The 23,810-nt window shown below is 62.3% G+C and carries 20 protein-coding genes and 1 pseudogene; 6 read left to right on the top strand and 15 right to left on the bottom strand.

Annotated elements, in window-relative coordinates; all coding sequences use genetic code 11:
- Positions 1 to 54 precede the first annotated feature (54 nt).
- Positions 55 to 1,869, top strand: a complete 1,815-nt coding sequence (locus tag ACX3M4_RS00310) for an adenylate/guanylate cyclase domain-containing protein (RefSeq protein WP_459356614.1) — start codon at positions 55 to 57, stop codon at positions 1,867 to 1,869.
- 16 nt (positions 1,870 to 1,885) lie between these two features.
- Here ACX3M4_RS00310 and ACX3M4_RS00305 read toward each other — a convergent pair whose 3' ends face one another.
- The 5 genes from ACX3M4_RS00305 to ACX3M4_RS00285 all read right to left on the bottom strand — a co-directional run bounded on the left by ACX3M4_RS00305 (position 1,886) and on the right by ACX3M4_RS00285 (position 7,115).
- Positions 1,886 to 2,149: a hypothetical protein gene (locus ACX3M4_RS00305; protein WP_459356613.1), complete on the bottom strand. Its 264-nt coding sequence runs from the start codon at positions 2,147 to 2,149 to the stop codon at positions 1,886 to 1,888.
- 294 nt (positions 2,150 to 2,443) lie between these two features.
- The gene (locus ACX3M4_RS00300; protein ID WP_459356612.1) at positions 2,444 to 3,010 is read right to left on the bottom strand and encodes a cytochrome b; all 567 of its coding nucleotides are present in this window, start codon (positions 3,008 to 3,010) and stop codon (positions 2,444 to 2,446) included.
- Positions 3,011 to 3,229: 219 nt separating this feature from the next.
- Positions 3,230 to 4,615, bottom strand: a complete 1,386-nt coding sequence (locus ACX3M4_RS00295) for a homospermidine synthase (RefSeq protein WP_459359523.1) — start codon at positions 4,613 to 4,615, stop codon at positions 3,230 to 3,232.
- Between the two features lie 806 nt (positions 4,616 to 5,421).
- Entirely contained in the window at positions 5,422 to 5,973 is a 552-nt protein-coding gene (locus ACX3M4_RS00290; protein WP_459356611.1) for a GNAT family N-acetyltransferase, read from the bottom strand.
- Between the two features lie 11 nt (positions 5,974 to 5,984).
- Entirely contained in the window at positions 5,985 to 7,115 is a 1,131-nt protein-coding gene (locus ACX3M4_RS00285; protein ID WP_459356610.1) for a type III PLP-dependent enzyme, read from the bottom strand.
- A gap of 654 nt (positions 7,116 to 7,769) precedes the next feature.
- On the opposite strand from ACX3M4_RS00285, the gene ACX3M4_RS00280 reads away from it, so the two are divergent.
- Together ACX3M4_RS00280 and ACX3M4_RS00275 are read left to right on the top strand one after the other, a co-directional pair.
- Positions 7,770 to 8,324 (top strand): thioredoxin family protein, encoded by a 555-nt coding sequence (locus tag ACX3M4_RS00280; RefSeq protein WP_459356609.1) that lies wholly within the window; start codon positions 7,770 to 7,772, stop codon positions 8,322 to 8,324.
- On the top strand, positions 8,324 to 8,704 hold the full coding sequence (locus ACX3M4_RS00275) for a VOC family protein (RefSeq protein WP_459356608.1): 381 nt from the start codon (positions 8,324 to 8,326) through the stop codon (positions 8,702 to 8,704). Before ACX3M4_RS00280 ends, ACX3M4_RS00275 begins: the two co-directional genes overlap by 1 nt.
- A gap of 536 nt (positions 8,705 to 9,240) precedes the next feature.
- Here the strand turns inward: ACX3M4_RS00275 and ACX3M4_RS00270 are convergent.
- Both ACX3M4_RS00270 and ACX3M4_RS00265 read right to left on the bottom strand, forming a co-directional pair.
- Positions 9,241 to 10,893 carry an FAD-binding oxidoreductase gene (locus ACX3M4_RS00270; protein ID WP_459356607.1) on the bottom strand — a complete coding sequence of 551 codons (1,653 nt, stop codon included), beginning with the start codon at positions 10,891 to 10,893 and terminating at the stop codon, positions 9,241 to 9,243.
- Between the two features lie 74 nt (positions 10,894 to 10,967).
- On the bottom strand, positions 10,968 to 11,588 hold the full coding sequence (locus ACX3M4_RS00265; RefSeq protein WP_459356606.1) for a glutathione S-transferase family protein: 621 nt from the start codon (positions 11,586 to 11,588) through the stop codon (positions 10,968 to 10,970).
- Between the two features lie 160 nt (positions 11,589 to 11,748).
- On the opposite strand from ACX3M4_RS00265, the gene ACX3M4_RS00260 reads away from it, so the two are divergent.
- Complete coding sequence (locus tag ACX3M4_RS00260) at positions 11,749 to 12,636, top strand: LysR family transcriptional regulator (RefSeq protein ID WP_459356605.1); 888 nt, start codon at positions 11,749 to 11,751, stop codon at positions 12,634 to 12,636.
- Positions 12,637 to 12,648: 12 nt separating this feature from the next.
- On the opposite strand, the gene ACX3M4_RS00255 is transcribed toward ACX3M4_RS00260, so the two are convergent.
- From ACX3M4_RS00255 to ACX3M4_RS00225, 7 genes are all read right to left on the bottom strand, one after another.
- A complete protein-coding gene (locus tag ACX3M4_RS00255) occupies positions 12,649 to 14,259 on the bottom strand; it encodes a sensor histidine kinase (RefSeq protein ID WP_459356604.1) in 1,611 nt (536 codons plus the stop codon).
- A complete protein-coding gene (locus ACX3M4_RS00250; protein WP_459356603.1) occupies positions 14,256 to 14,978 on the bottom strand; it encodes a response regulator transcription factor in 723 nt (240 codons plus the stop codon). The genes ACX3M4_RS00255 and ACX3M4_RS00250 overlap by 4 nt, the downstream gene beginning before the upstream one ends.
- Positions 14,979 to 15,043: 65 nt before the next feature.
- A complete protein-coding gene (locus tag ACX3M4_RS00245) occupies positions 15,044 to 17,302 on the bottom strand; it encodes a VIT and vWA domain-containing protein (RefSeq protein ID WP_459356602.1) in 2,259 nt (752 codons plus the stop codon).
- Complete coding sequence (gene xrtT / locus ACX3M4_RS00240) at positions 17,299 to 18,819, bottom strand: exosortase T (protein WP_459356601.1); 1,521 nt, start codon at positions 18,817 to 18,819, stop codon at positions 17,299 to 17,301. Before xrtT ends, ACX3M4_RS00245 begins: the two co-directional genes overlap by 4 nt.
- A 63-nt stretch (positions 18,820 to 18,882) precedes the next feature.
- Positions 18,883 to 19,689 carry an ABC transporter ATP-binding protein gene (locus tag ACX3M4_RS00235; protein WP_459356600.1) on the bottom strand — a complete coding sequence of 269 codons (807 nt, stop codon included), beginning with the start codon at positions 19,687 to 19,689 and terminating at the stop codon, positions 18,883 to 18,885.
- Positions 19,682 to 20,701, bottom strand: coding sequence for a FecCD family ABC transporter permease (locus ACX3M4_RS00230; RefSeq protein ID WP_459356599.1), 1,020 nt, complete (start codon positions 20,699 to 20,701; stop codon positions 19,682 to 19,684). Before ACX3M4_RS00230 ends, ACX3M4_RS00235 begins: the two co-directional genes overlap by 8 nt.
- Positions 20,701 to 21,690 (bottom strand): FecCD family ABC transporter permease, encoded by a 990-nt coding sequence (locus tag ACX3M4_RS00225; protein WP_459356598.1) that lies wholly within the window; start codon positions 21,688 to 21,690, stop codon positions 20,701 to 20,703. Before ACX3M4_RS00225 ends, ACX3M4_RS00230 begins: the two co-directional genes overlap by 1 nt.
- A gap of 92 nt (positions 21,691 to 21,782) precedes the next feature.
- On the opposite strand from ACX3M4_RS00225, the gene ACX3M4_RS00220 reads away from it, so the two are divergent.
- A complete protein-coding gene (locus tag ACX3M4_RS00220; RefSeq protein WP_459356597.1) occupies positions 21,783 to 22,721 on the top strand; it encodes an ABC transporter substrate-binding protein in 939 nt (312 codons plus the stop codon).
- 123 nt (positions 22,722 to 22,844) lie between these two features.
- Positions 22,845 to 23,222 (top strand): annotated as a pseudogene (locus ACX3M4_RS00215) (VOC family protein).
- Between the two features lie 42 nt (positions 23,223 to 23,264).
- Here ACX3M4_RS00215 and ACX3M4_RS00210 read toward each other — a convergent pair.
- The gene (locus ACX3M4_RS00210; protein ID WP_459356596.1) at positions 23,265 to 23,726 is read right to left on the bottom strand and encodes a GFA family protein; all 462 of its coding nucleotides are present in this window, start codon (positions 23,724 to 23,726) and stop codon (positions 23,265 to 23,267) included.
- Positions 23,727 to 23,810 lie beyond the last annotated feature (84 nt).

Below are 23,810 nucleotides of genomic sequence, written 5' to 3'. Positions count from 1 at the left end.
CTTTGACGCTGAATTTGAAAGAGATATCAAAAGACCCAGCTCCGGACCCCAAACGTGGCAGATCGCAAGAAACTCTTCATCACCCCGACCCTTGCCACCGTAATCGGCAGCTTCGTCCTGCTGACGGCTGCCAGCATCCTGCTCATTCAGGCGGTCACCTCGTCCGAAGTCGTGCGCCAGCTCGGCGGTGAGATCGTCGACATCGGCATGGAAGCGGCCGAGACCGCCTTCATCGAGCAATTGCACGCCGTGACGGAGACCGCCGAATTCACGCGGCGGACCTATGAGAGCAAGGAGCTGCCCTTCGACGATCCGGATCTGCTGCTCCATTATCTCCACGGCGCACTCGCACCGATGGAACAGGTTTCGTTCCTGGTGCTTGTGAACGAAAAGGGGGAAGGCGTCGATATCGACAGGGGGGATGCGGACGGCAGGATACTGGGCGGCGATGTGAAGCTCGCAGCCGACATTCCAGCCCTTGTTCCGCTGACAGAAAGGGCCGCGCAGGAAACCGGCGCCTTCTGGAGCGATCCTCTCTATATGCCGAACCGCGAACACACCTACTACGTGTTCGTCCGGCCGCTTCATGAGGGCAAGACCTACCGCGGCAGCCTTCTGATCGGCATGTCGCTCGACCGCGTTTCGGAAATCACCTGGCATGTGTCGACCGACGACATCACCGTTTTCCTGATGCGGCAAGACACACACGAGATCATTGCCCATCCGGAGTTGCACAAGAAGTTCGACGACCTCAGCGCAGAAAGTCCGCTTCTTCACGTCGGCCAGATCCCGGATACGTTCCTGTCGGAATTTGCGAACATGCCGAAGCTGGACAACGAGGCGTTCGACATATCGGACAACCTCGATCTCCATGTCGGCCTGGACGAAACCGGCTTGAAACGCTTCGTCATCCTGGAGAAGAAGAACGACAACCTTCTGGGTCTGCCGGTGCGCATCGGCGTGCATTTTCCGGCGGAGTTCCTGGACCAACCGCTGGACCAGCTGCTGACTGCCGCGCTAGCCGGGGGCGGGCTGCTGCTTCTGTCGCTCCTTGGCGCGGTGCTTCTGGCTCAGCGGATCGCCAAGCCGGTGCAGCGCGCTTCGGTTGCCGCCAAGGAGGTTGCCGGCCTCAACCTTGCATCCGTCGAACCGCTACCCTCCAGCGTCATCCGCGAGCTGGACGACCTGTCCCGGGGGTTCAACGCGATGGTCGGCGGCCTCACCGCCTTCAACCGCTATGTGCCGACCACCCTTGTGCAAAAGCTCCTGCGCGAAGGCCGCGCCGAAGCGCCGCCGGAAGAGCGCGAGGTCGCCGTGCTCTTCACCGATATTGCCGGCTTCACCTCTGCCTCCGAAGGCATGTCGGCAACGGAAACCGCGGCCTTCGTCAACCATCATCTGTCGCTGCTCGGTGCAGAAATCACCCGGCAAGGCGGCACGATCGACAAATACATCGGCGACAGCGTCATGGCCTTCTGGGGCGCCCCGGAACGGCTGGACAATCCGGCAGAACCCGCCGCCCGCGCAGCACTCGGCATGGCGAAAGCAATCAGCGCCGACAACGAGGCCCGGCGCACCCGGGGCGAACCGCCGGTGCGTATCCGCATCGGCCTGCATCTCGGCCCGCTTGTCGTCGGCGACATCGGTGCACCGGAGCGTGTCAACTATACGGTGATCGGCGACACCGTGAATGCCGCCTCGCGGCTGGAAAGCCTCGGCAAGGAAATCGATGCCGAAGCCGAGATCATCATCCTGGCTTCCGGTGAACTTGCGAGAAATCTCGGCAATGAGATCCACCGCGAAGCGATCGGCACCCACAAGGTCAAGGGCAAGTCGGAAGCCGTCGAGGTCGTCCGCCTCATCGGCTGACCGCCCGCTCCGGGCCTCACCTCCGCGGATCGGGCTCGAACCACCGCTGCATGCTGTTGCGTGCCGTGCCCGTGTCGTCCCAAAGGTGATCGGGAAAACTCAACAGCTCTGCCTCCGACCGGGTCGCGCCCTTGGCGCTGATGACAGAAGCGCAGCCGCTGGAAAAGGCCTCCAGCACCCGGATATAGGCCTGAACCGTTACGGTCAGAACAATGTTCCCTGACGCGGCTTGCGTCTCGCTTTCGATCTCTGCTGTTGCGGAATTCTGCTCGAAAGTCATGTGATACCTCAATCTGTGAAGACTATCCGGACATGACCGCTGACAACCGGCCGTCCCGGAAGGTGAAAAAACTTGAAAGAAAACCGTCCCGTCCGGATCGCTCCGGCACGCGAACCATGAGGCCATCAGGCAATAGTTTGATGAAGCTTCCCCCATTTCGAACCGGCGCGAAGGGAGCGCGCCGGCCCGTTCTGTCTAAGGGGCAAAAACTTTGTGTCCAGTGATATGCGGCACACGCGGCCGCGCTGCTGACAGGTCATGACGGGCCGCGGAGCGCAGAGGCAATCGCCGATGTCACAGGATCCGGTAGAGCGTTCCGTCCCGCCGGATGACATGGTGGAAGAGCACTGCCCCAATATGCAGGCCTAATAGAGCGAACAGGGTCCAGGCGCTCCAGGAATGGATGGCCGACAGCGTCCAGGCGATGTCAGGCGATTTGCCGATAGGGCTCCAGATCTCGACCAGCCCGAACCAGTGCAGCGGAAAACCGTGGGCGTTGGTGGCGAGAAACCCGCTCAAGGGCATGACGATCAGGAACAGGTAAAGCAGCCCGTGCACTGCCGCCGCGGCCAGGCGCTCGATGGCGGGACCTTCTGCCGGTGGCTTGCGGGCGATCAGCTTGTTTCCGACCCTGAGGAGCATCAGCCACAGCACCAGGAAGCCCAAGCTTTCGTGCAGCATGTAGAAGTCCATCGCCACCTCGCCCTTGACGAACTTGATGACAACACCAAGCGGCCAGGTCGCCAGCACCAGGACGGCAATGAGCCAATGCAGGACACGCGTTGGCCCGGCATGACGGGCACCGGTTTCAAGGGGAGATGCGGCTGTGGTGTCGCGCAGTGTTTCAACTTTGGTGAGCACGGGATGGATCCTCGGTCGAGATAAACGTTGTCCGGCGGCATGGCCGGCCCGGCGGTAGTGGATATCTAGGACCTTTGAGACCAGCAGTCCTGTGACGCGCGACACGCCGCAGGACGCGGCAAAAGAAAACACCGCCGGTTTTCACTGGCGGTGCCGAATTCGCTTCTGCTTTTTCGCCCGTTCCACCTGTTTCAGGTCGAAGGCACGCCAGCCACCGTCTTACCGCACCAGGATATTGCGGAACTGCCAGGGATCGCTGGTATCGATGTCTTCCTTGTAGAAGCCCGGACGGTTCTCCAGCGGCGTCCAGTCGGTGTAGTAGCCCTTCACCGGACCGAGATAGGGCAATTGCACTTCGAGGCAGCGCTTGTAGTCCATCTCGTCGGTTTCCACGATCCCGGCCTTCGGGTTTTCCAGGGCCCAGACCATGCCGGCCAACACCGCGGAGGTCACCTGCAGACCGGTGGCGTTCTGGTAGGGCGCAAGGTTCCGCGTCTCTTCCACCGACAGCTGCGAGCCGTACCAGTAGGCATTCTTCTTGTGGCCGTAGAGCAGCACGCCCAGTTCGTCGATGCCGTCCTGGAGTTCGTCCTCACCCAGAACATGCAGCGTTTCCTGGATCTTGCCGGCCGAGCCGAAGAGCTCGTGCAGCGACAGCACCGCGACGTTGGCCGGATGATAGGCATAATGACATGTCGGCCGGTAGGAGACCTTCTTGCCCTCGTGAACCGTGAAATAGTCGGCGATTGAAATCGCCTCGTTGTGCGTCACCAGGAAGCCGTATTGCGCGCCCGGCGTCGGGCACCAGGTGCGAACGCGGGTGTTGGCACCGGGCTGTTCAAGGTAGATCGCCGCCTTGCAGCCCTTCTTGTGCTTCTTGGCATTTCCCGGTTTCCAGGTCTCATGCGTGCCCCAGCCAAGCTCCGCCGGCTGGAAACCCTCGGACAGGAAACCTTCCACGGACCAGGTGTTCCAGAACTCGCCGAAGGGCTTCGGTTCGTTGGCCCGCTGGGTGTCGCGTTCGGCAATGTGGATGCCCTTGACGCCGACCTTCTTCATCAGCTTCGCCCAGCCCTTCTGGCCGGTCGGTTCCTTGAACTTGACGCCGGTTTCATTGGCGATATCGATCAGGGCCTGCTTGACGAACCAGGACACCATGCCCGGATTGGCGCCGCAGCAGGAAACGGCCGTGGTGCCGCCCGGGTTCTTCTTCTTCTCCCGGCGCACGGCTTCACGCAGCGCATAATTGGTGCGCTCGGCCGCAGGTGCCGTGTCATCGAAATAAAAGCCCGCCCAGGGTTCGACGACCGTGTCGATGTAAAGGACGCCAAGCTTGCGGCAGAACTTCATCAGATCGAGCGAAGAAGTATCGACGGAAAGATTGACCAGGAACCCCTGGCCTTCGCCTTCCGTCAGCAGGGGTGTCAGGATGTCCTTGTAGTTTTCAGGCGTCAGCGCGACATTCTGGAACTTGTAGCCACGGTCGGTCACCAGCGCGGCATTTCGATCGACCGGATCGATCACCGTGAAGCGGTTCTTGTCGAAGTTGAAATGACGCTCGATCAGAGGCAGCGTCCCCCGGCCGATGGAACCGAGGCCGATCATCACCAGCGGTCCGGTGATGGTGCCGTGCACCGGCCAGGTGACTGCGGCCTGGGCAGCCGCCTTCGGCGCGGCGGACGCCGCCGGGGCCTTTGCGGCCGGCTTGCGGGTAGCGGCCCTTTTCACAGGTGCCTTGGCAGCAGGAGCTTTGGCCGCTACGGGTTTGGCCGCTGCGGGTTTGGCCGCTGCGGGTTTGGCTGCTGCAGGCTTTGCGGCAGCGGCTTTTGCAAGAGCGGGTTTGGCGGCGGCCCTGGTCACTGCGGGTTTCGCGGCCGGCTTGGCGGATGCGGGCCTTGCCGGGACTTTCGTCGCAGCAGGCTTTGCTGCCGTCTTTCTGGCTGTGGTTGTTTTCGTGTCTGCAGGCTTCGCGGCCGCCTTGGTCGCGGCAGGTTTTGCAGTTGCGGACGTGGAGCTGGCCGGCTTGGCCGCGGCGGGCTTGGCAGCCGCAGGCTTGGCGGCGGCCTTGCGCCGCGTCGCTGGCTTGCGGGCAGCCTTCGGCGCCGGATCTTTCGGCGCGCCGCCGTTGGTTTCGTCGGTCATTTTATACTCCAATCATTTCCGGTTCGCCGCCCGTCGGTCTTCGCGGGTCCGGCCTGTTGGGAAGTTCCTCACGCACAGAAGCGCACTCATTGCGCTTTTGAGTAGATGTGGCTGGTTTTCGCAGGATTTGCAAGTCTTCTCGGATTATTTCCAGCTGAAGAAGATGAACGTGTGTTCCGGAACCTGTTTTTCTTAAAAAACAAGTGTATGCGCAAAAAAACAAGAGATGGCGGCGAAAAATTTCGCCGCCATCCTTAATGTCACAAAGCTTAGAAGTTCCGGGATACGGAAAAGACGTCTTCCGGTGTGGCAAGCCCGGCCATCGGGTCGAAGAGACCGGCTGCCGACAACATGCCATCCAGTCCGGCCAGGTGACCGGGAGCAAATTCCACGCCCAGGAACCGGTCATACTCGACCGGACCCGGCAGGCTGACGTCGTCCAGAAGCCCGGCGGCAAAGCCGAAGCGGGCGTAATAGGGCAGATCGCCGACCAGGATCACCGAACCGTGGCCATGGACGGCGGCCTGGTTGAGCGCATGGCGCATCAAGCGGTCGCCGACCTTATGTCCGCGGCAAGCCGGATCGACTGCGAGCGGTCCGAGCAGCAGGCTCTGGAAGCCGCAGTCGTCCACAACGGACCAGAGCCGCACCGTCCCGACAAGCTTGCCGGTTTCGTCCAGCGCCGTGAAGGCGAAGACGGGCAGCCGGCCTTCCCGCAGGCGTTCCGAGGTTTTGGCAAAGCGCGCCTCGCCGAAGCAGAGGTCGAGCAGAGCCTCGCGGGCGCCGGTATGAGCCGGCGCCTCCTCCACAATGTCGATCATGGTCTTCGCCGTCAGATAACGAAGGAGGCCAGCGGCGCGAAGCCGTTGAAGCCGACCGTGGAGTAGGTCGTGGTGTAGGCACCGCAGGCCTCGATCAGGACCTTGTCGCCGATGGAGAGGCTGACCGGCAGTTCATACGGCGTCTTTTCATAAAGCACGTCGACGCTGTCGCAGGTTGGGCCGGCCAGCACGCAGGGCGCGGTGATGTCGCCGTCGCGCGGGGTGCGGATCGGATAACGGATCGCTTCATCCATGGTTTCGGCGAGGCCATGGAACTTGCCGATGTCGAGATAGACCCAGCGCACTTCATCGTTGGCGGATTTGCGGGAAATCAGCACGACTTCAGCTTCGATCATGCCGGCATTGCCGACCATGCCGCGACCCGGTTCGATGATCGTGGACGGCAGGCGGTTGCCGAAATGCTTGCAGAGCGCCTGGAAAATCGCTTCGCCATAGGTCGAAACGCCCGGGACGTCCTTCAGGTAACGGGTCGGGAAGCCCCCACCCATGTTGACCATCTTCAGTTCTACACCGCGGACGGCCATTTCCTGGAAGACGCCCGCAGCCATGGCGAGAGCGAGATCCCAGGCCTGGAGGTTGGCTTGCTGGGAGCCGACGTGGAAGGAGACGCCATGGGCGACAAGACCGAGCCGGTGCGCATGTTCGAGGACGTCGGGCGCCATTTCGGGGTCGCAGCCGAATTTGCGGGAGAGCGGCCATTCTGCTCCGACGCCGTCGCACAGGACGCGGCAGAAGACTTGGGAGCCAGGGGCAACGCGGGCGATTTTTTCGACTTCTTCGACGCAGTCGACGGCGAAGAGGCGGACGCCATATTGATAGGCACGCGCAATGTCCTTCTCCTTCTTGATGGTGTTGCCGTAGGAAATGCGGGCAGCAGAGGCGCCGGTTGCCAGCACCATTTCGATTTCGCCGACGGAGGCGCAATCGAAGGAGGAGCCGAGGCTTTCCAGCAGCGACAGGATCTCGGGCGCCGGGTTGGCTTTCACGGCGTAATAGACGGACGTATCCGGCAGGGACTTGGCAAAGGCTTCGAAATTGTCACGCACGATGTCGAGGTCGACGACGACACAGGGGCCATCGGCTTCACGTCGGCGGAGGAAGTCGCGGATACGGTCGGTCATGGGAGTTTCCCTCTTCTCAATCTCAAGCCGCAGGCGCGCTTCTTTCCTTGGCTCGCGCGCTGCGTTCACGTCGCAGGATGCTGCAGAGCGCACCGGGCCTCCCCCGGGATGGAACCGGAGGCCGGGTTGACCGCAGCGACGGTTGGGCCAGACGCTGCCAAGCAGCGCAAAGCTTTCCCGCGTCGGGAATGCCGTTGATTGGATCGGGAGTACCGAACCGCACGTCGGGCAATGAAGTAACAAGTGCCTCTTCAGTGACGCCGGAGGTTGGAAACCCCGGCAGAGACCAAAAAAGCCCTCTTACGTCGTTGCTTTAAGTCGTCCGGATCTCAACTGCCCCGCCCCTTGGCGGATTGTCTGGCAGAGGTCCCTTAAGAGATGTCTTTTGAGCGACATCCCATGGGCGACCACGGGCACGTGCGAATTTGGGCAAGGCGTATATGCGCCTGTTCGGGGTGCGATGCAATAGGAAATTTCCGGTTGCTGATACTTTTTTCGCAAAGGTTAAAGGAACCGGGCCTTTTCGCCGAAGGCCTTGCCGTGCTTTAACAATTTGGTGAGAATTTGACCGCCCCAAACAGCATCCGGCCGGAAGAGCGCCAGACTTCAGCCATGCCCTTCCGGCACTGGAAAATCAGCCAGACGAGGTTCCCCATGCCCGCCCTCACTCCCCCGGTCTGCGACTTCGGCTGGCCGGCTCCCACCTTCGAACTGCCGGCAACCGACGGTGCAAGCCACAATCTTTCAAGCCTCCAGGGCGACAACGGTCTGCTCGTGATGTTCATCTGCAACCACTGCCCCTATGTGCTGGCCGTGCTCGACAGAATCATCCGCGACGCCCGCGACCTGCAAGCGCTCGGCATCGGCGTCGCAGCAATTTGCTCCAACGACCCGGTCGCCTATCCGGCCGACAATTTCGTCAACATGAAGAAGATGGCGGAGGAGAAAGCCTTTCCCTTCCCCTATCTGCACGATCCCGACCAGAGCGTCGCCAACGCCTACGGGGCGGTCTGTACCCCGGATTTCTTCGGCTTCAACCGGGATCTCGGCCTGCAATACCGTGGGCGAATCGATGCGACCCGCCCGAATATGCCCGCAGACGGCCCCCGCGAGCTCTACGAGGCAATGAAGCTGGTTGCCGAGACGGGCAAGGGTCCGGCGGAGCAGATCCCCTCCATCGGCTGCTCGATCAAATGGAAGGCCGCCTGATGCAGATCGGAAAACTCGACCACGTCAACCTCAGGACAACGCAGCTCGAGGCGCTTGTTGCCTGGTACGGAGAGGTGCTCGGCATGCATCCGGGCCCGAGGCCGGATTTTACCTTCCCAGGCGCCTGGCTCTACGCGGGCGGAACTGCCGCGATCCATCTTGTCGGCATCGAGGGAGACCCGGCTGTCGGCTCTGAGGAAAAACTGAAGCTTGAACATTTCGCTTTCACCGCAACCGGTGCCGAGACGTTCGAGCAGCGCCTGATCGCCCGTGGCGAACGCCACCGCAAATCCGTCCAGCCGGGCACCGGCATCGTCGCCTTCAATATCTGGGACCCGGACGGCAACCACATCCACGTGGATTTCGCGCCGGGGGCGTGAGGGACTTTTGAGCCCCACCACAAGGCATTAGACGACGGAAGCTTCCGCTTGCTCCCCTCTCCCCTCTTGCGGGGGAGATGTCAGCACCGCTGACAGAGGGGGGTGACGGCCTCATTGATATATTCGGCGAATTCGATTTTGTGGCGATGCCACCCCCCCTCTGTCCACGTCGTGGACATCTCCCCCGCAAGGCAGGGCAATCGCATTTGGAACAGTCATTCAGAAAACACTGGTGTCACCCCGGGCGAGCTTCGCGAGACCCGGGGCCCACTCGTTTCCAGAGGGGTGGGACAGGGCAGCACCTTTGCAGGAGACGTCAGGCGCTTTCGGCAAGTGGCTCTGCGAGTAGGCCCCGGATCTGCGCTTCGCTTGTCCGGGGTAACGCGGCAGTGATCTGTCAAACGCATCGAGCAAGGAAATATTCCAAATGCGGTCGCCCTGCCCCGCAAAGGGAGGAGAGGGGCGCAAGTCGAAAGGATCGCGGATAAGCGTAGGTTCCTGAGTTTCTGGAAAGACAGCAATCTCACCTACTTTCCTCAAAAACTCTCCTCGAAGATCCGGCTCTCCGGAATCCCTTCCTGTTCCAGCCCGGCCTTCAATTCGCCCAGGAAAGCTGCAGGTCCACAGAGGTAATAGAGGGCGTTGACCGCACCGGTCAGAGCCACGAGGCTTTCGGCAGTGATGCGTCCTTCGTGGTCAAAGTCCTTCCCCCTGGTATCCGTTTCCAGCGGGCGGCTGTAATGGGTCAGCAGGCGGATGTTCGCGTTGCGCGCGGCAAGCGCCCTTACCTCCTCGCGGAAAGGATGGTGCTCCCCGTCGCGGGCGCCATGAACGAACCAGACAGGCCGGCTGCCCTCCTCCGCAGCCACGGCATGCAGCATGGAAAGAAGCGGCGTTACGCCGATGCCCGCGCTGACGAGAACCAGCGGATCCTGAGTTTCCGGCAGTCCGAAAGTCCCCGCCGGTGTGCCCGCATCGATCATGGTCCCGACTTCGAGCCCGTCATGCAGGATGCGCGACACCAGCCCCTGCGGCTCGCGCTTGACAGAGATCCGATAGCGGCCGGCCTTCGGCGAACCGGAGAGAGAATAGCTGCGAGAGACCTTGCCGAGACCTCCCGTGAGGTTCAACTCGAGCGGAAGGTGCTGGCCTGCCACGAAGGGCTTCAGCGGACCGCCATCCCTCGCCTCGAAATGGAACGACGTAACATCTGCGCTTTCCTTGACGCGCTCCACGAGGCGCAACGACCGGGCGGGAGCAGCATCCTGTTGCCAGCGCAGGCGCAGAACGGAAGTCAGCTCGACAATCTCGTCGATCTCAAGCGTCACCAGTTGCCGCGCGCCGGGAACGCGAGCAACCGCCTCCGAGCCGAAATCGATGCTTGCCCGCCCCGTCACCTGCAGCAGGCTGCCGGTCGAAAAATCCAGGAACAGGAGCCCGGTACGCGGATCGGCGAGAATGTTGCCGAGCGTGTTGTAGAAGCGGTTGCCGGCATAATCGGGAAACCGGAGTGTGCGGTCATCCAGGACCTCGACAAAGCCGCGCTCGCCGCCGCGATGGGAGATATCCATGCCATAGGCCGGATTGTCACCCTCGCCCCGGTAACCGGTTGCTATGAAGAACGTATCTGACGATGCGATCCAGGCGCTCTGGGACGCGGTCAGGGATGCTCCACGCGCAGCAGTACCCGACGTCTTCTCCGGGCTCCACCAGTATTTGCGTGCGCGGATATATTGCGGGCAATTGCCGAAGGACTGGCCGACGGCGAAGCTTATCCCGTCCTCGCTCACAGCAGTCACGGTGCCGTTGACACGGTTGCGGCGGCGGGTGGCGAGCTCGATGCCGATCAGACCGATATCGGCCCCTTCCTTCAGCGCGCCGTCCAGCGCATCGCCGGCGACCGGCCGCGCCGAGATTTCCAGCGAAACGGCATCGGGCGAGCGTACGAAACCAGGCCCTCCTTCCAGCAGCGTTGCCCATGGTCGGCCTGCGGCATCGCGCGCAGAGGCGATCATGAAAGGCTGGTCCTGAAAGAAGATCCTGTGCTGGTCGGGCATGAAGCTGCGGATGGCGCCACGCGCCCAACGGTCCACTTCCCGGTCGCCAAGGCGTTCCTGCACCTGGCGCTCGCCGTCATGAAACGGCGACCCGCTGCTCTGCCCGTCTTGTTTCAAGCCATCGTCCAGCATTTTCGATCTCCTGTGGGAAGAAGTGAGGCAAGGTCCGGAGAGACCCAAACAGTCTCTCCGGAACAGATCCTGGATCAGGCAGCCAGACCAACCTTGCTGACGGGCATCGCCGCGAACCCGGGGAGCGCCTCAACACGCTTCAGAAAGGCGCGGATGTTCGGGTAGGGATCGAGAGACACATTCCCTTCCGGCGCGTGAGCCGTGTAGGTGTAGATCGCCACATCGGCGACAGTCGGCTTGTTTCCGACAAGCCAGTCCCGATCTTTCAGATGCGCTTCCAGAATATCGAAGACGTAGGTCGCGATCGTCTTGGCGCGCTCGGCATCGAGCGGAGCGCCGAACACCGTCACCAGCCGGGCAGCGGCCGGACCGTTGGCGATTTCGTTTGCCGCCATCGACAGGAAGCGCTGCACCTCAGCTTCCTCGACGACGTCCTTCGGCAGCCAGTCCGGAGCGTATTTGCGGGCAAGATAGACCAGGATTGCGTTTGAATCGGCCACGACCACACTTCCATCCTCGATCACCGGCACCTTGCCGGCAGGATTGAGCGCCAGGAACGGCTCCTTCTTGTGTTCGCCGGCAGCGAGGTCGACAAACACAAGCTCATGATTGATGCCTGTCAGGTTCGCGAACAGCTCGACACGGTGGCAATGGCCGGAAAGCGGGAAGTTGTGAATGCGGATGGCGCTGGACATATCTGCTCCTCTTGATCTTGCGCGGAGCCGATGTGCCCGGTCCGCTGAGCGCAATATGTCACCTCCCTCGATCGGAAATAATAATCGATTTCATTCAATTATTATGTACAATTCAGGGACAATAAGCAGCCAGCATGTGCGTTGACCGGAGACGATGGCGATGGACAAGATCGAAACCATGCGGGCCTTTATCGCGGTCGCCCAGGAGGGGTCGTTTACTGAAGCGGGACGCCGGCTGGGCCTGTCGACCAAGCTCGTCAGCAAATATGTCCAGCATCTGGAAAACCGGCTGAAGACCCAGCTCTTCAACCGCACCACGCGCAGCGTCTCGTTGACCGATGTCGGCACCGCCTATCTGGAGCAGTGCCGCCCGATCCTGGAACAGATCGACGACCTGGACAGTCTCGTACGCGAGCGCCAGGGAGCACTTGCCGGACCGATCCGCCTGACGGCACCGACCGGCTTCGGCAGCACGCGGCTGTCGGAGGCGCTGGTGCCGTTTCTACGCAAGCACCCCGATGTCGAACTCGACATGAAGCTGACCGATTACCGGGTGGCGCTGGTGGAGGAAGGCTTCGACCTGGCAATCCGCATCGGTTCCCTGAAGGACTCCACCCTCATTGCCCGCAAGCTCGTCGACATGCCACTGCTGCTTTGCGCCTCGCCCGACTATCTGCAGCGGCACGGCCGCCCCAAAAGCCCTCACGCACTCGCAACCCATGCCTGCCTGGTCGACAACAACCAGCTTGAGCGCAACATCTGGCGTTTCCGCTCCGGCGGCGAGGAACACGTTATCCGGCTGAATGGCGTGGTTCAGTCCAATTCCCCGGGCTCGCTCGTGCGCCTTGCCGTCGGCGGTCTCGGGATTACCCGGGCCCCCTATTATGCGGCGAAGGCGGCACTGGAAGCCGGCGAGCTGGAACGGGTTCTGCCGGACTACGAGACCGATGTCTTCGGCGTCTATGCGCTCTATCCGCCGAACCGCCACCTGACCCGGCGCCTGCGCGCGCTGATCGATCATCTGGCGGTAGAGTTCAGTACGATCTGATTGGGTGAGGTATCAGCCCGGCGGCGGTTCGAAGCGGATCTCGAAACAGGCTCCCTGATCTTCGGAGGGCACCAGCCGGATTGTACCGCGATGGGCTTTCAGGAGCGCCTGAACGATACCGAGGCCCATTCCGGTGCCGCCGCTCTGCCGGCGCGTGGTGAAAAACAGCTCGAAGATCTGGTCGGAGTTGCCTTCCGAAATTCCCTCGCCATTGTCCTGAACGCGGATAGTCACCTCACCTGCGTTAAGTGAGCCGGTCACGCCAATCCGGTCTGCACCGTGCTTGCGCGCGTTGTCGACGAGGTTTTCAAAGACGATGCGGGCGTTTTCCGCTGACATCGGCAGCTCGGCGTCCGCCGGACAATCGATCGCCAGCCCCTCGCACCGTCCCCGCACCTCCGCGACAACCTCTTCCAGACGGCAACGCCCGCCGATCTCGACGCTGTCGGCACGTGCAAGATCGCGGAGACGGTTCAAAAGCCTGGAGGCCCGGTCCGTATCGCGCAGGATGTTGCCGAGGAACCTCTCCCTGTCGGCCTCACTGAGCTCTGCCCCGGCATCCTGAAGCAGCTCCGCCGCCCCCTGGATCGAGGTCAGCGGTGTCTTCAACTCGTGGGTCACATGGTTGGCAAATGTGGAAATGTAGTCATTGCGCTCGAAGAGCTTGCGCGACATTTCCAGCATGCTTTCCGACAGGGCGTGGATTTCCCGGTTGCCATGGATCGCGAGCGGTGCGAGCGCTTCCCGCTCGCCATTGCCGATGGCCAGCGAACGCTTTGTCAGTGCCTTGATCGGGCCGGTGATGGCGCGGGCGAAGATGAAGCCGACGACAAAGGTCGCCGCCAGCACGAAGACCACCACCCAGAAGACGGCCTCTCGTTTCAGGAACATTTCCTTGAGGATGTTGCTGGGCGTCCTCGACGCATAGACGACGCCCGCGACCCGGTCGTTCACGACAATCGGCATCGCAACAAAGACGCGAACGCTGGTTCCCCGGCTGATGGAATAGATCGGCTGCGGATTGTCGACGATCCGCTCGCGCAGGGCACTGGAATAGCGTCCACCTAGCGCCTTTTTGACTTCTTCCACGTGGGCAAGCGACAGGCCGAGATCCTCCCGTCCGGCGATGATGACACCGTTGAAATCAAGCAGCCGGAACCCGGCCAGCGTCTTCTTCTGGGTGTCCTGCAGGATGCGGTCGATCGATTGCCCGGCTTTCAGGTAGGCCGGATGCGGCGGCGCGGCGGCTGGTTGCGGCGCGCCTCGTCGGGTCAGAACCGGTGTGCGGGTGAGATCCAGTTCCGGCAGTTGCGGCGACCAGCTGCCTCCGGGCTGGCGCAGATAGATGCTACGGCCGTCCGGCACATCCGCCGTCTTCGGTACTTTCAGCCCCAGCGGCAGATCCTCGCCGCCAATTTCTTCCAGTCGCTGCGCCGTCACGGCTGCGATTGCCGCCGACTGGCCGATCAGTTCCGCTTCCGTCGTCTCTATAAGCTGGTTTTCGTAGACCCGGAAAAAAGCCACTCCGGCAAGCGGCACCAGCAGCATGATGCCGAGCACGCCCGCAACCACCATGGAAAGCGGCGGACGCCATTTGTCGCGGAAGGCTCGGGAAAGGATCATCCGCCGGCCCCGGTCCCAACCCGGCAGGGGCCAAGGCGAAAGCCGACGCCGTGCACCGTCTCGATGGCATCGCCGCAGCCCGCACCGCCGAGCTTCGCACGGATGTTGCGGATATGGCTGTCGATCGTGCGGTCCGAGACATGGATGTTGTCCGGGTAAGCCTTTTCCAGGATCTGCTCACGGGTGAAGACGATCTTCGGCCGGGCGAGCAACGTCGCCAGGATGTCGAATTCAATGGCCGTGAGGCCGACAGAGGCCTCACCAACCGTGACGAGCCGCTGTGCCTTGTCCAGTTCCAGCATGCCGTGACGGAGTGCCGCCGGCGGTAAATCGGCTTCGGCCGGAGCGGGCGCGCCGTAACGCTTGAGGATCGCCCCGACCCGCGCAATCAGCTCGCGCGGACTGAAGGGCTTGGTCACATAGTCGTCGGCACCCAGTTCGAGCCCGACGATCCGGTCGATCTCGTCGTCGCGGGCGGACAGGAACAGGATCGGCACTTCGGACGTGCGGCGCAGGTGCCGGCAGACATCGAGTCCGTCCATCTCCGGCAGGCCGATATCGAGCACGATCAGGGCCGGATTGCACAGAAGCGCCTTGTCCAGCGCCTCCTTGCCGTCCGTGGCAACCTCGAAGACATAGGAGGCTTTTTGAAGCGCGAAACAGATGACGTCGCGGATATGCGGATCGTCGTCGACAACAAGAATGGTTTGGCCAGGCAATGTGTTCTTCCCGAAAAGGCTCCCGCAGTTGTCCCGCGGGAGCGTTACCAATAGCGAAGCGGCGATCAGGTTTCCAGCCACCAGCCGTCCCGGCGCAGGCTCCTGGGCAGCGCGGGGTCTACCGGCAGGCCACTTCCCGACCGGTTTCTTGACGTGAACGTCCTCAGATGGGTGATGAGTTTCTGCAGCACCCGGCGCAGATCGCGGCGGAAGCGGGCGGCCAGGGCGAGAACGACCAGCATCAGCCCGATGATGCCTTCCGGCTCCGGCGCGGAGCTGCCCGAGAGGTTGAGCGACGGATAGGCATTGGTGGAAACACCGGAGACCTGCGGCAGGGGAACGGCCCGATGGGACGCCGTTTCCGGAGCCGCGTTCACAATCCTTTCCGACACGGCGACAAAGGAGGTGAAACGCGTCTGCAGGGCGTAGGTCAGTCCGAGGTCGGTGATCTCATTTTCAAGACCCGTATCGCTGCTGCCGCCGATCGTATAGGCGCGGTTCTTGGCGAAGATCTGTTCCCTCGCCCAGATCAGGGGCAAGGCTCGCGCGGTTCGCTCATCGTTTCCGGCGGCAGCCTTCAGATCGATCTCCAGCGGCATGCGGGCTGGACGGCCGTTGACGATGCCGACGACATAAATCGTATGCCTGCCGCCGGTATGGTAGCGTCCCAGCACCCGCACCGAGCCTCCGGCAAAGAGATCCGGGATCCGGGCAGGCGTCTGGTCGGCAACCTTGAGGCCGTTCCAGTCGATGGAAATATCCGTCAGGAGCGGCGTCTTGAGTCTTGTCGCAAGATCCTCCGCGGCAGCCTTGGCGTCCTCACCCGCGGCAATGTATCGGGCAAATCCCCTGCCCTCCTCGGCCATCGCATCGAGCAGGAACCGGTTGACCGCATCGCCGACGCCGAAGGCATAGATCCTTGCCTTGCCGATGCGGTTTGCAACGGTCGAGATCACCCGGCGTTCGTCGCCGATATAGCCGTCGGAGAGGAAGACGACGATGCGGGTGGTGTCCTTTTCCTGGTCGAGATCAAAGGCTGCGTTGACGGCACGGTCGATTTCCGTACCGCCGCCGGCACTAAGGCCGCTGACAAACCGCAGCGCTTTCGCCTTGTTCCAGCGGGTAGCCAGGACGCTGCTGCGCGAGAACTGCGACGTGCTGTTTGAAAAGCGCAGGATGCGGAACGTGTCGACCGGCCGCAGGGATTCGATCGCCGCTTTCATGAAGGTCTTGCTGGCGTCCATCGGCGCCCCGCCCATGGAACCGGACGTGTCGAGCACGAAAACCAGTTCTCGCTTGCCGATCATGTCTTCGACCGGCATCGCAGGCGGTTCGATCAGCAGTGACAGCGTGCCACCGCGTTCCGCCTCGAAATGGGAGGACACACCCGCCGTCACCTCGCTTTCGGCTGCAAGCTTGTAGCGCAGCACGAAGTCCTTGTTGTCGATGGCTGCCCCCGATTTGAAACGGACGGACTTGATCGCATCGCCGTCCACAGCCAATGCATGGGTGTCGCTCCAGAGGGCTGAAACAGGCATCGGAGCCTTGAGGCTGAGATCCAGCGTGACACGCTTCGGGTCGACCTCGTCCGGCGCGTTCTGACCGATCACCGGCGGATAGGCCGGCAGCCGGTCGATCCTCCAGCTGCCGATCGTTTCCGCGGTGTCCAGGCCTGCCGGCTCAGCGGATACCGGCACCCGGTCGTCGTCATAAGCCTTGGCGGGCTTGTCCGGCTTGGGTGTCAGGCTGGAAAGGGCGGCACCGGCGCCTTCATATCGCGGCCCGACAACCATCGGCACGACCAGCTCGTAGGCACCGTCGATCTTCGGGACGCTCTGGACGTAATCCAGCGTGACGGTCACCGGCCGGCCCGGCATCAGATGGGCAATGTCCTGGGTGAACATGTTCGGCCGGTGCTGGGTCAGGAGCGCAGCCGCCTTGCCCTCACGTTTTGCCGTCTCGAAAGTGGCTTCGGCCTCCGCCTTTTTCTGGATGCGGGCAACGATGCTTTCGCCGTCGAGATCCATGCGCATGGCATGCACCGCCGCCTTCTGGTTCATCGGGAAGAGGTAAGTGGCGTTGAGCGGCGTCCGGGTCGGATTGAGAAATGTCTGGGTCAGTTCGACATGAGCGATGTCGCCATCGATCTCGACCCGGTAGTCCGCCTTCAGAAGCGGCAGATGGATCTCCTTGCCGCCCGCCTCGGCAACGACCGTTCCGGAAAAGTCTTCGGACTTCGGATCGGCAGCGGCGGGAAGCACCGGCAGGGCGCCGAGGGAGAATGCCAGCACGGCGGCCGGCACCTGTTTTGCCAGGAAAATCATATGCGTTTCTCCTTTTCTACGGAAAGTTGAGCGGACTTGGGAAGCGTTAGATCGAGAGCGGCACCAGCGGCAGCCTCAAGCTCGGCCAGCCGGGCTTCAGGCAGGGACCAGGGCGTGATCCGCTGGATGCTGGACCAGCGTGTTCCGGGCTGCCGCAGCCAGAGCCAGATGGCTTCTGCAATGTTGTGGGTGACCTCGCCGCTCGAAGACGAAAAGGTGACGGCCACCAACCAGTCGCCACCTTTGCCGGAGTGGGCCCGGTAGAGCGCGGTCGGGATCGGTTCGAACCGGGTCCCGAGAAATGTCACCTCGTAGCCGAGACCGCGCAGGCAATCGTCCGGGGCATGCAAATGGCGCAGCGGCGACGAAGTTTCGACCAGCGTTACGGCCATCGGGCCGTAGCGGCGCTTGCGGGCTTCACCGCCATACTGGCGGAAATAAGCCTCCTCGACCGGCTGCAAGACCAGATCGACGCCCGCCTCGCCCGCTAGCACCAGAGGCAGATCCTTTGGCTTGGCAGGTTTGGAGACGTCGAAGGCCTGGCGCGGCAGCATGACGATGAGAAGTGCAAGGCTCAGGAAGACGAGCGCGGTGAGATCCCGCTGGCCGCGCGACATCTGCGGCAGACGGAAAGTCGCGAACCCGGAAGAGCCGACCGGAACAGGTTCGGGCCTGTAGAGGATCAGAACGGGGCCCAAAGACAGGGCAAGCGTCAGATAGCCGATGATGTCGTGCAGAGGCTGCGCCATGACATCAGCGCCAGCAATGCTGTCCGGATAGGCAATCCCGATGGCGAGCAGACCGATGCGCAGGGCATTGCCGAGAAGGCTGAAGCCAAGGGCGGTCCCGGTCCAGAGCATTGCCACCCATAGGCGCGGCCGGTAGAGCGCGTTCAGGATCACCACGAAGGCCATCGCCAGCATCAGTCCGGACGTGCCCGAACAGGGCAGATCGACCAGCACGTCCCGGCCCGCCAACGCAATGCGGGTGCCGGCACAGGAAAGGTCCGAGAAGAAGAGACCGAGGCCGTTGCAGGAGAGGTTTGCCGAAAGCTCCTGCAGCGGATAACCGATCAGCCGTTGCAGGATGCGTTCCACCGGCAGCGAGAACAGGAACAGGACGGAGAGCCAGAAGGCCGAGACCGGCCGGTGGCGCTCACCAGTCCGCAGGAGAACCGCCAGCGCATAGACATCGAACGCCAGCGCCAGACCGCCAATGACATTGATGGCGAGCACCTGGCTCGCCAGGCGGATCAGCGCCGAGGCAAGCAGCAGAAGCACCGCCCACTGCCGGTGCCGGGTGTGTGATGCGGGAGCCGTTGCCTTGGCCGGGCTCGTCAACGACCAGGCGGCAAGTGCTGCCAGCGCGAAGAGATAGAGCGCGCCGGTGGAGGAATAGGACCGGTCGAGCCAGGTGCCGATCAGCCAGTGCAAGGGCTCAAAGGCGAGAACCACCGATGCGGCAACAAAGCCGAGCGGCGCTACTGAGATCAGGGCGGGTTTTGCGGAGCGGGTCATGGCACCATTGGTGCCGGAGCCGCTTGCAGGCCCTTTTCAGCCTATGTGCAGATTTTGCGCAATTTAGCCGGCCGCTCTCTTCCCAGCCCTGCCCCAGGTGACAAGTACCGGCCTCTCCAACCCCTCAATCTCCACAAGCTTGCAATCGACGCCGAAGACTTCCGAGACTCTCTCGGCAGTCAGGACATCTCGCGTCGTTCCGCTCGCCTCGATCCGGCCCGCCTCGAAAAGCACAACATGGTCGGCATAGCGCATTGCCATGTTGAGATCGTGAAGCACGATCACGAAGCTCCTCAACTCGTCCCGGCTGAGGCGCTTGACCAGGTCCAGCAACTCGAAGGCATGGGCGATGTCGAGGTGGTTGGTCGGCTCGTCCAGAAAGATCCTCGGCGCATCCTGAGCCAGCGTCATCGCCACCCAGGCGCGTTGCAGCTGGCCACCGGAAAGCTGCGACAAAGTCCGGTCCTTCAGGTGCACCAGTTCAGTTGTGGCCAGCGCGCGCACGCAGGCTTCCCTGTCGCTTGCCGACGGGCCGCCGAAACGGCCGCGATGCGCAAAGCGTCCCATCATCACGAGGTCTTCGACGGTTAGATCGGCTGGAGCGTCCGGTGATTGCGAGAGCATCGCAACCTCGCGCGCAAGATCTTTTGCGCTCCAGTCCGCCAGCTGCCTTCCGGCAACCCGAACTTCGCCCGCTTCCGGACGATGCAACCCGCGCATCACCTTCAGCGCCGTCGATTTGCCGCTGCCGTTCGGACCACAAAAGGCGATGATGTTGCCATCCGGCAGATCAAGGCATACCTCATCGAGGGCGCGCGCGCCATCATAGGCTGCGCTGACGCGGCTGAGGCTGGCCAGTGTCTCAGGCATGGGATTGCCGTCCTTTCACAAGCAGGTAGAGAAACAGCGGTGCGCCGACGAGGGCCGTCAGCGCGCCTGCCGGAAGTTCCAAAGGCGGGGCGATGGTGCGGGCAAGCGTATCGGCGGCAAGCACAAGCAGGCTTCCGGTTAGCGCAACCGAGACGAGATAGCCCGTGCGGAACTGACCGTAATAGATGCGGGCGACCTGAGGCGCGATCAGGCCGACGAAACCGACGGCTCCGACATGGGCTGCCGCAAGTGCCGTCAGGAATATGGCAACGGCCAGAAGTCCAAGTTGCGTTCGCCGCAGTGGAAGACCGGTCACTGCGGCGCTCTGCGGGTCAAGCGCGAGTTGCCTCAGCCCGAGCCGTTGCAGGCACAGCAGCGGCACCGTGGCAGCCAGTCCCGTGGACACTACCAGCACATCCTGCCAGTGCGCAGCGCCGACAGAACCCGTCAGCCAGGTCAGGGCCTGGCTGGCACGGTAGACCGGTCCGACGACGATCAGCAGCGTCACCGCTGCCTTGGCAAGCGCTGCCAGCGCAATACCGTAGAGGATGATCTTGAGCGACCGGTTGCCGCTCCCGTCGGCCGCAGACAACATCAGCACAAGGCCGGCGAAGAGGCCCGCCCCCGTCATTGCTGCCAGCGGCTGCCAGTGGATGGAGACCGTCAGGTTGTTGGCCTGGTCCGAAAAGAGCCACAGAAACAGGACGACACCGACAGCAGCCCCGTCGGTAATCCCCAGGATGGACGGCGAGGCCATGGGATTGCGCACGACCCGTTGCAGCAATGCCCCGGATAGTGCGAATGCGGCACCGGCGAGAATGGCCAGGGCGATTCTCGGCAGGCGGAGCGTCCAGACAATCACTTCGTCCATACGGCTGCCCTGGCCGGTCAGCGCGGCAATCACCCGCTCCGGCGGCAGATAGCTGGAACCGATGCCCGCCGCAAATATCACAACGACGACAAGCAGGATCAGCACCGGCAGAAGTCGCTGCAGGCTCGACAGGGTCGCCATTACGCCGCCGCTCCTTTCCGCCTTCGCAGCAGATGCACCAGTAACGGCACGCCGACAAGGGCCAGCATTGCACTGACCGGAGCTTCACCAGGCGCCACAATGATCCGGGCAAGGATATCCGCCGAGAGTGCGACCAGCGCGCCGAGCAACGCCGAGATCACGACCAGTTGCCGGGTTGACGGCAAGGTATCTCCTGCCAAGCGCCGGGCAAGATGCGGCGCTACGAGGCCCAGAAACAGTACCGGACCGGCCATGGCCACGGACCCCGCAGCCAGCATCGCCGCAAACCCGAGGGCAACAAGGCGTACGCCGGCGACATTCAGACCGACGGCCTGCGCACTGGCATCGTCAAGCCGCAGGACGTCGAGCGCATTTGCCAGAACCAGGCTCCCGGCAAATCCGGCAATCAGGACCGGTCCCCCCAACAAGAGCAAGCGCAACGGCCGGTCAGCGAAACTGCCCGACAACCAGAACACAAGGGTTTCCAGAGCGGTTTCGTCGATCAGCAGAATCATCTGTGTGAATGAGGCAAAGAGTGCAGCAACGGTGAAACCCGCCAGCAGTACCGTTGCCGGATTACCATCGCCGCCCGTGCAAGCGGAAATCAAAAACACCAGAAACGAGGCAAGAACAGCTCCGATAACGGCAGCAGCACCGATACCTGCAAGACTCGTGAGACCCAGCACCGTGACACCGAGCGTCACGAAAAGCGCTGCACCGGCATTGATGCCTAGCAAACCGGGTTCGGCCAGGGGATTTCTCGTGACCGATTGCATCAGCAATCCGGACAGGCCGAGCGCCGCGCCTGTGCAGAGCCCGATCAGCGTCCTGGGCAAACGCAGGGTGGCGACGATCAGCTCGTCCGTACCCTCGGCGCCCGCAAACGCGGACAGGACTGTTGCCGGCCCGTAAAAGGTGAGACCTGCATGCAGGCTCAAAACCGCAAGGGCGCATACAGCCAGGCTGAGGCCGGTGATCAGCCGCGTCATCGCTCCCCTCCACCGATTGACAATTCAACGGCTACGTCACATACACGCCTTCAATACTGGAGGCAAATATTCAACTTTTTGGAGGAATTCTAATGAAGTTCCGGCTTTTCAAACCACGCGCCCTCCTTTTGCGCGCCCTGCCAGGTTTTGCTCTCTGTGTGAGTACGCTGCTCGCCCTCTCACCTGCGTCTGCACGCGATGTCACCGACAGCATGGGGACTGTCACGGTGCCGGACGCACCCAAACGCATCGTCGTGCTGACAAACGAAGGCACGGAAGCTCTCCTCGCCCTTGGCGTCGTTCCTGTCGGCGCTGCAAACTCCTGGAACGGCACTCCTTGGTGGGATCACATCTCGGATGCGATGGAAGGAGCCGAACCTGTCGGCAAGGAAAGTGCGATTAACCTGGAAATGGTCGCGGCGCTGGAGCCTGACCTGATCCTTGCCAACAAGCAGCGCCATGAGGAAATCTATCCACAACTCACCGCCATTGCTCCCACCGTCATGTCGAAGGAACTGCGCGGCGACTGGAAGATCAACTTCCGGCTTTATGCAACGGCCATCGGCAAGGAGCAGGAAGCCGGTGCTGCCATCGCCGAATATGATGCCGCCGTCGCGGATCTGCGTGACAGGCTCGGTGGTCACCTCAAGGAAGAGGTGTCCGTCATCCGCTTCGTTCCGGGTCAGATCCGCATCTATCAGCTCGACAGCTTCTCCGGCGTGCTGCTGAAAGATGTCGGTTTCCACCGGCCGGCTAATCAGAATGTCGAGGAATTTGCCATTCGTACCAGCAAGGAAAGCATTCCAGCCATGGACGGCGACCGGATCTTCACCTTTACCTACGACACGGGGGACGGCAAAGGCGTCTCTCTCGAAGAGGAAGTGCTCGCCGATCCCCTGTGGCAATCCCTTTCCGCGGTCAAGGCAGGCAAGGTGCATCAGGTAAGCGACGCGATCTGGAACACGGCGGGTGGCATCCTCGCTGCCAGGTTGATGCTTCATGACCTTGCCGGCATTTACGAGGTTGACTAGTCTGAGTGGGGCCGGTAATTCCGGCCCCTTCTCCCAGGCACCGCCCTGACTTTGCGACCAGGCAAGGATGTACCGTCACCGAACGGTCTTCGCCCCGTCGTCTCGCCACAACAAGGGTGTGTCATGTCTTCAGAGAAATCTCCCAACCTGCTCCTGGGCCGCATCGCCGCCACGCTCGGCGTCAGCGACATCGAGCGCTCCTGCGCGCTCTACTAAGCTGTTTTCGGGTTCAAGAAGGTTTTCGAAAACGGCGATCCCGTCGGCTTCGTGATCCTGGCAAAGGACGAGGCGGAGCTGCATCTCACCTTGCAGAAATCCTACCGCGCTCCCGCCTTCAACGTCGCCCACATGATGGTGTCGGATGCCGATGCCGCCTATCGCCGGTGTGAACGGCACGGCCTCAGGATCATAAAACGCCTTCAGGACAAGGATTATGGACTGAGGGCCTTCGTATTCGCAGATCCGGACGGAAACCGGATCGACATCGGCCAGGAACTCTGAGCAGGAAAGGACCTGCCGCCTCCACCGCGATGCGGCACCGCCTCAACTGTGCAAATGCGCCGCGTAATCTTCCATCAGCTTCATGAAATCCTCGGGCTTGGGAAAGCCCTCATACCGGTGCCGCGCGGGTGTCTCCACCCAGGGCAACTTTTCGGAGGTCATGGTTTCGATGAAGGGTTCGGTCCAGCTGAGGTCGTCCAGGAGCGGTGAGCGGATATTGACGATCGCGTCATAGCCCGGAATGCGGGTGAACATCCAGGTCTTGCAATCCGGGCAGAAATAGTGATCGGCCTCCGGGCCTTGCAGACCGCCCTTGACCGGTTCGCCCAAGGTCACCTTGAAGCTCGGCGCCGCCATGATCGCCGTCAGCGAATAGGCGCTGGAACTCATGCGCTGACAGCCCCTGCAATGGCAGGCGCAGGTGACGAGCGGCGCGGCGGAGATTTCGAAGCCCGTGTGTCCGCACCGGCAGGTGCCCTTGAGGGGAAACGCCTGTTTTGCCATCGAAATTACCTTCCCGTGCGACGCACCGTTGCTCTGCTACAGTTGCAACTTGTACAGGTTCGCGCCGCCTTTCAAGATCTATCG

The sequence above is a fragment of the Roseibium sp. M-1 genome, from assembly GCF_054515675.1.
This window is presented reverse-complemented; position numbering and strand designations above follow the sequence as displayed.

Excerpts from the sequence above, each read along its gene's own strand:
- ACX3M4_RS00305 (WP_459356613.1), bottom strand. The coding sequence starts at position 2,149 with ATGACTTTCGAGCAGAATTCCGCAACAGCAGAGATCGAAAGCGAGACG.
- ACX3M4_RS00295 (WP_459359523.1), bottom strand. The coding sequence starts at position 4,615 with ATGATCGGCCTCGGTTCCATCGGCCGGGGGACGCTGCCTCTGATCGAG.
- ACX3M4_RS00290 (WP_459356611.1), bottom strand. The coding sequence starts at position 5,973 with ATGATCGACATTGTGGAGGAGGCGCCGGCTCATACCGGCGCCCGCGAG.
- ACX3M4_RS00285 (WP_459356610.1), bottom strand. The coding sequence starts at position 7,115 with ATGACCGACCGTATCCGCGACTTCCTCCGCCGACGTGAAGCCGATGGC.
- ACX3M4_RS00280 (WP_459356609.1), top strand. The coding sequence starts at position 7,770 with ATGCCCGCCCTCACTCCCCCGGTCTGCGACTTCGGCTGGCCGGCTCCC.
- ACX3M4_RS00275 (WP_459356608.1), top strand. The coding sequence starts at position 8,324 with ATGCAGATCGGAAAACTCGACCACGTCAACCTCAGGACAACGCAGCTC.
- ACX3M4_RS00270 (WP_459356607.1), bottom strand. The coding sequence starts at position 10,893 with ATGCTGGACGATGGCTTGAAACAAGACGGGCAGAGCAGCGGGTCGCCG.
- ACX3M4_RS00265 (WP_459356606.1), bottom strand. The coding sequence starts at position 11,588 with ATGTCCAGCGCCATCCGCATTCACAACTTCCCGCTTTCCGGCCATTGC.
- ACX3M4_RS00260 (WP_459356605.1), top strand. The coding sequence starts at position 11,749 with ATGGACAAGATCGAAACCATGCGGGCCTTTATCGCGGTCGCCCAGGAG.
- ACX3M4_RS00255 (WP_459356604.1), bottom strand. The coding sequence starts at position 14,259 with ATGATCCTTTCCCGAGCCTTCCGCGACAAATGGCGTCCGCCGCTTTCC.
- ACX3M4_RS00245 (WP_459356602.1), bottom strand. The coding sequence starts at position 17,302 with ATGATTTTCCTGGCAAAACAGGTGCCGGCCGCCGTGCTGGCATTCTCC.
- xrtT (WP_459356601.1), bottom strand. The coding sequence starts at position 18,819 with ATGACCCGCTCCGCAAAACCCGCCCTGATCTCAGTAGCGCCGCTCGGC.
- ACX3M4_RS00235 (WP_459356600.1), bottom strand. The coding sequence starts at position 19,689 with ATGCCTGAGACACTGGCCAGCCTCAGCCGCGTCAGCGCAGCCTATGAT.
- ACX3M4_RS00230 (WP_459356599.1), bottom strand. The coding sequence starts at position 20,701 with ATGGCGACCCTGTCGAGCCTGCAGCGACTTCTGCCGGTGCTGATCCTG.
- ACX3M4_RS00225 (WP_459356598.1), bottom strand. The coding sequence starts at position 21,690 with ATGACGCGGCTGATCACCGGCCTCAGCCTGGCTGTATGCGCCCTTGCG.
- ACX3M4_RS00220 (WP_459356597.1), top strand. The coding sequence starts at position 21,783 with ATGAAGTTCCGGCTTTTCAAACCACGCGCCCTCCTTTTGCGCGCCCTG.
- ACX3M4_RS00210 (WP_459356596.1), bottom strand. The coding sequence starts at position 23,726 with ATGGCAAAACAGGCGTTTCCCCTCAAGGGCACCTGCCGGTGCGGACAC.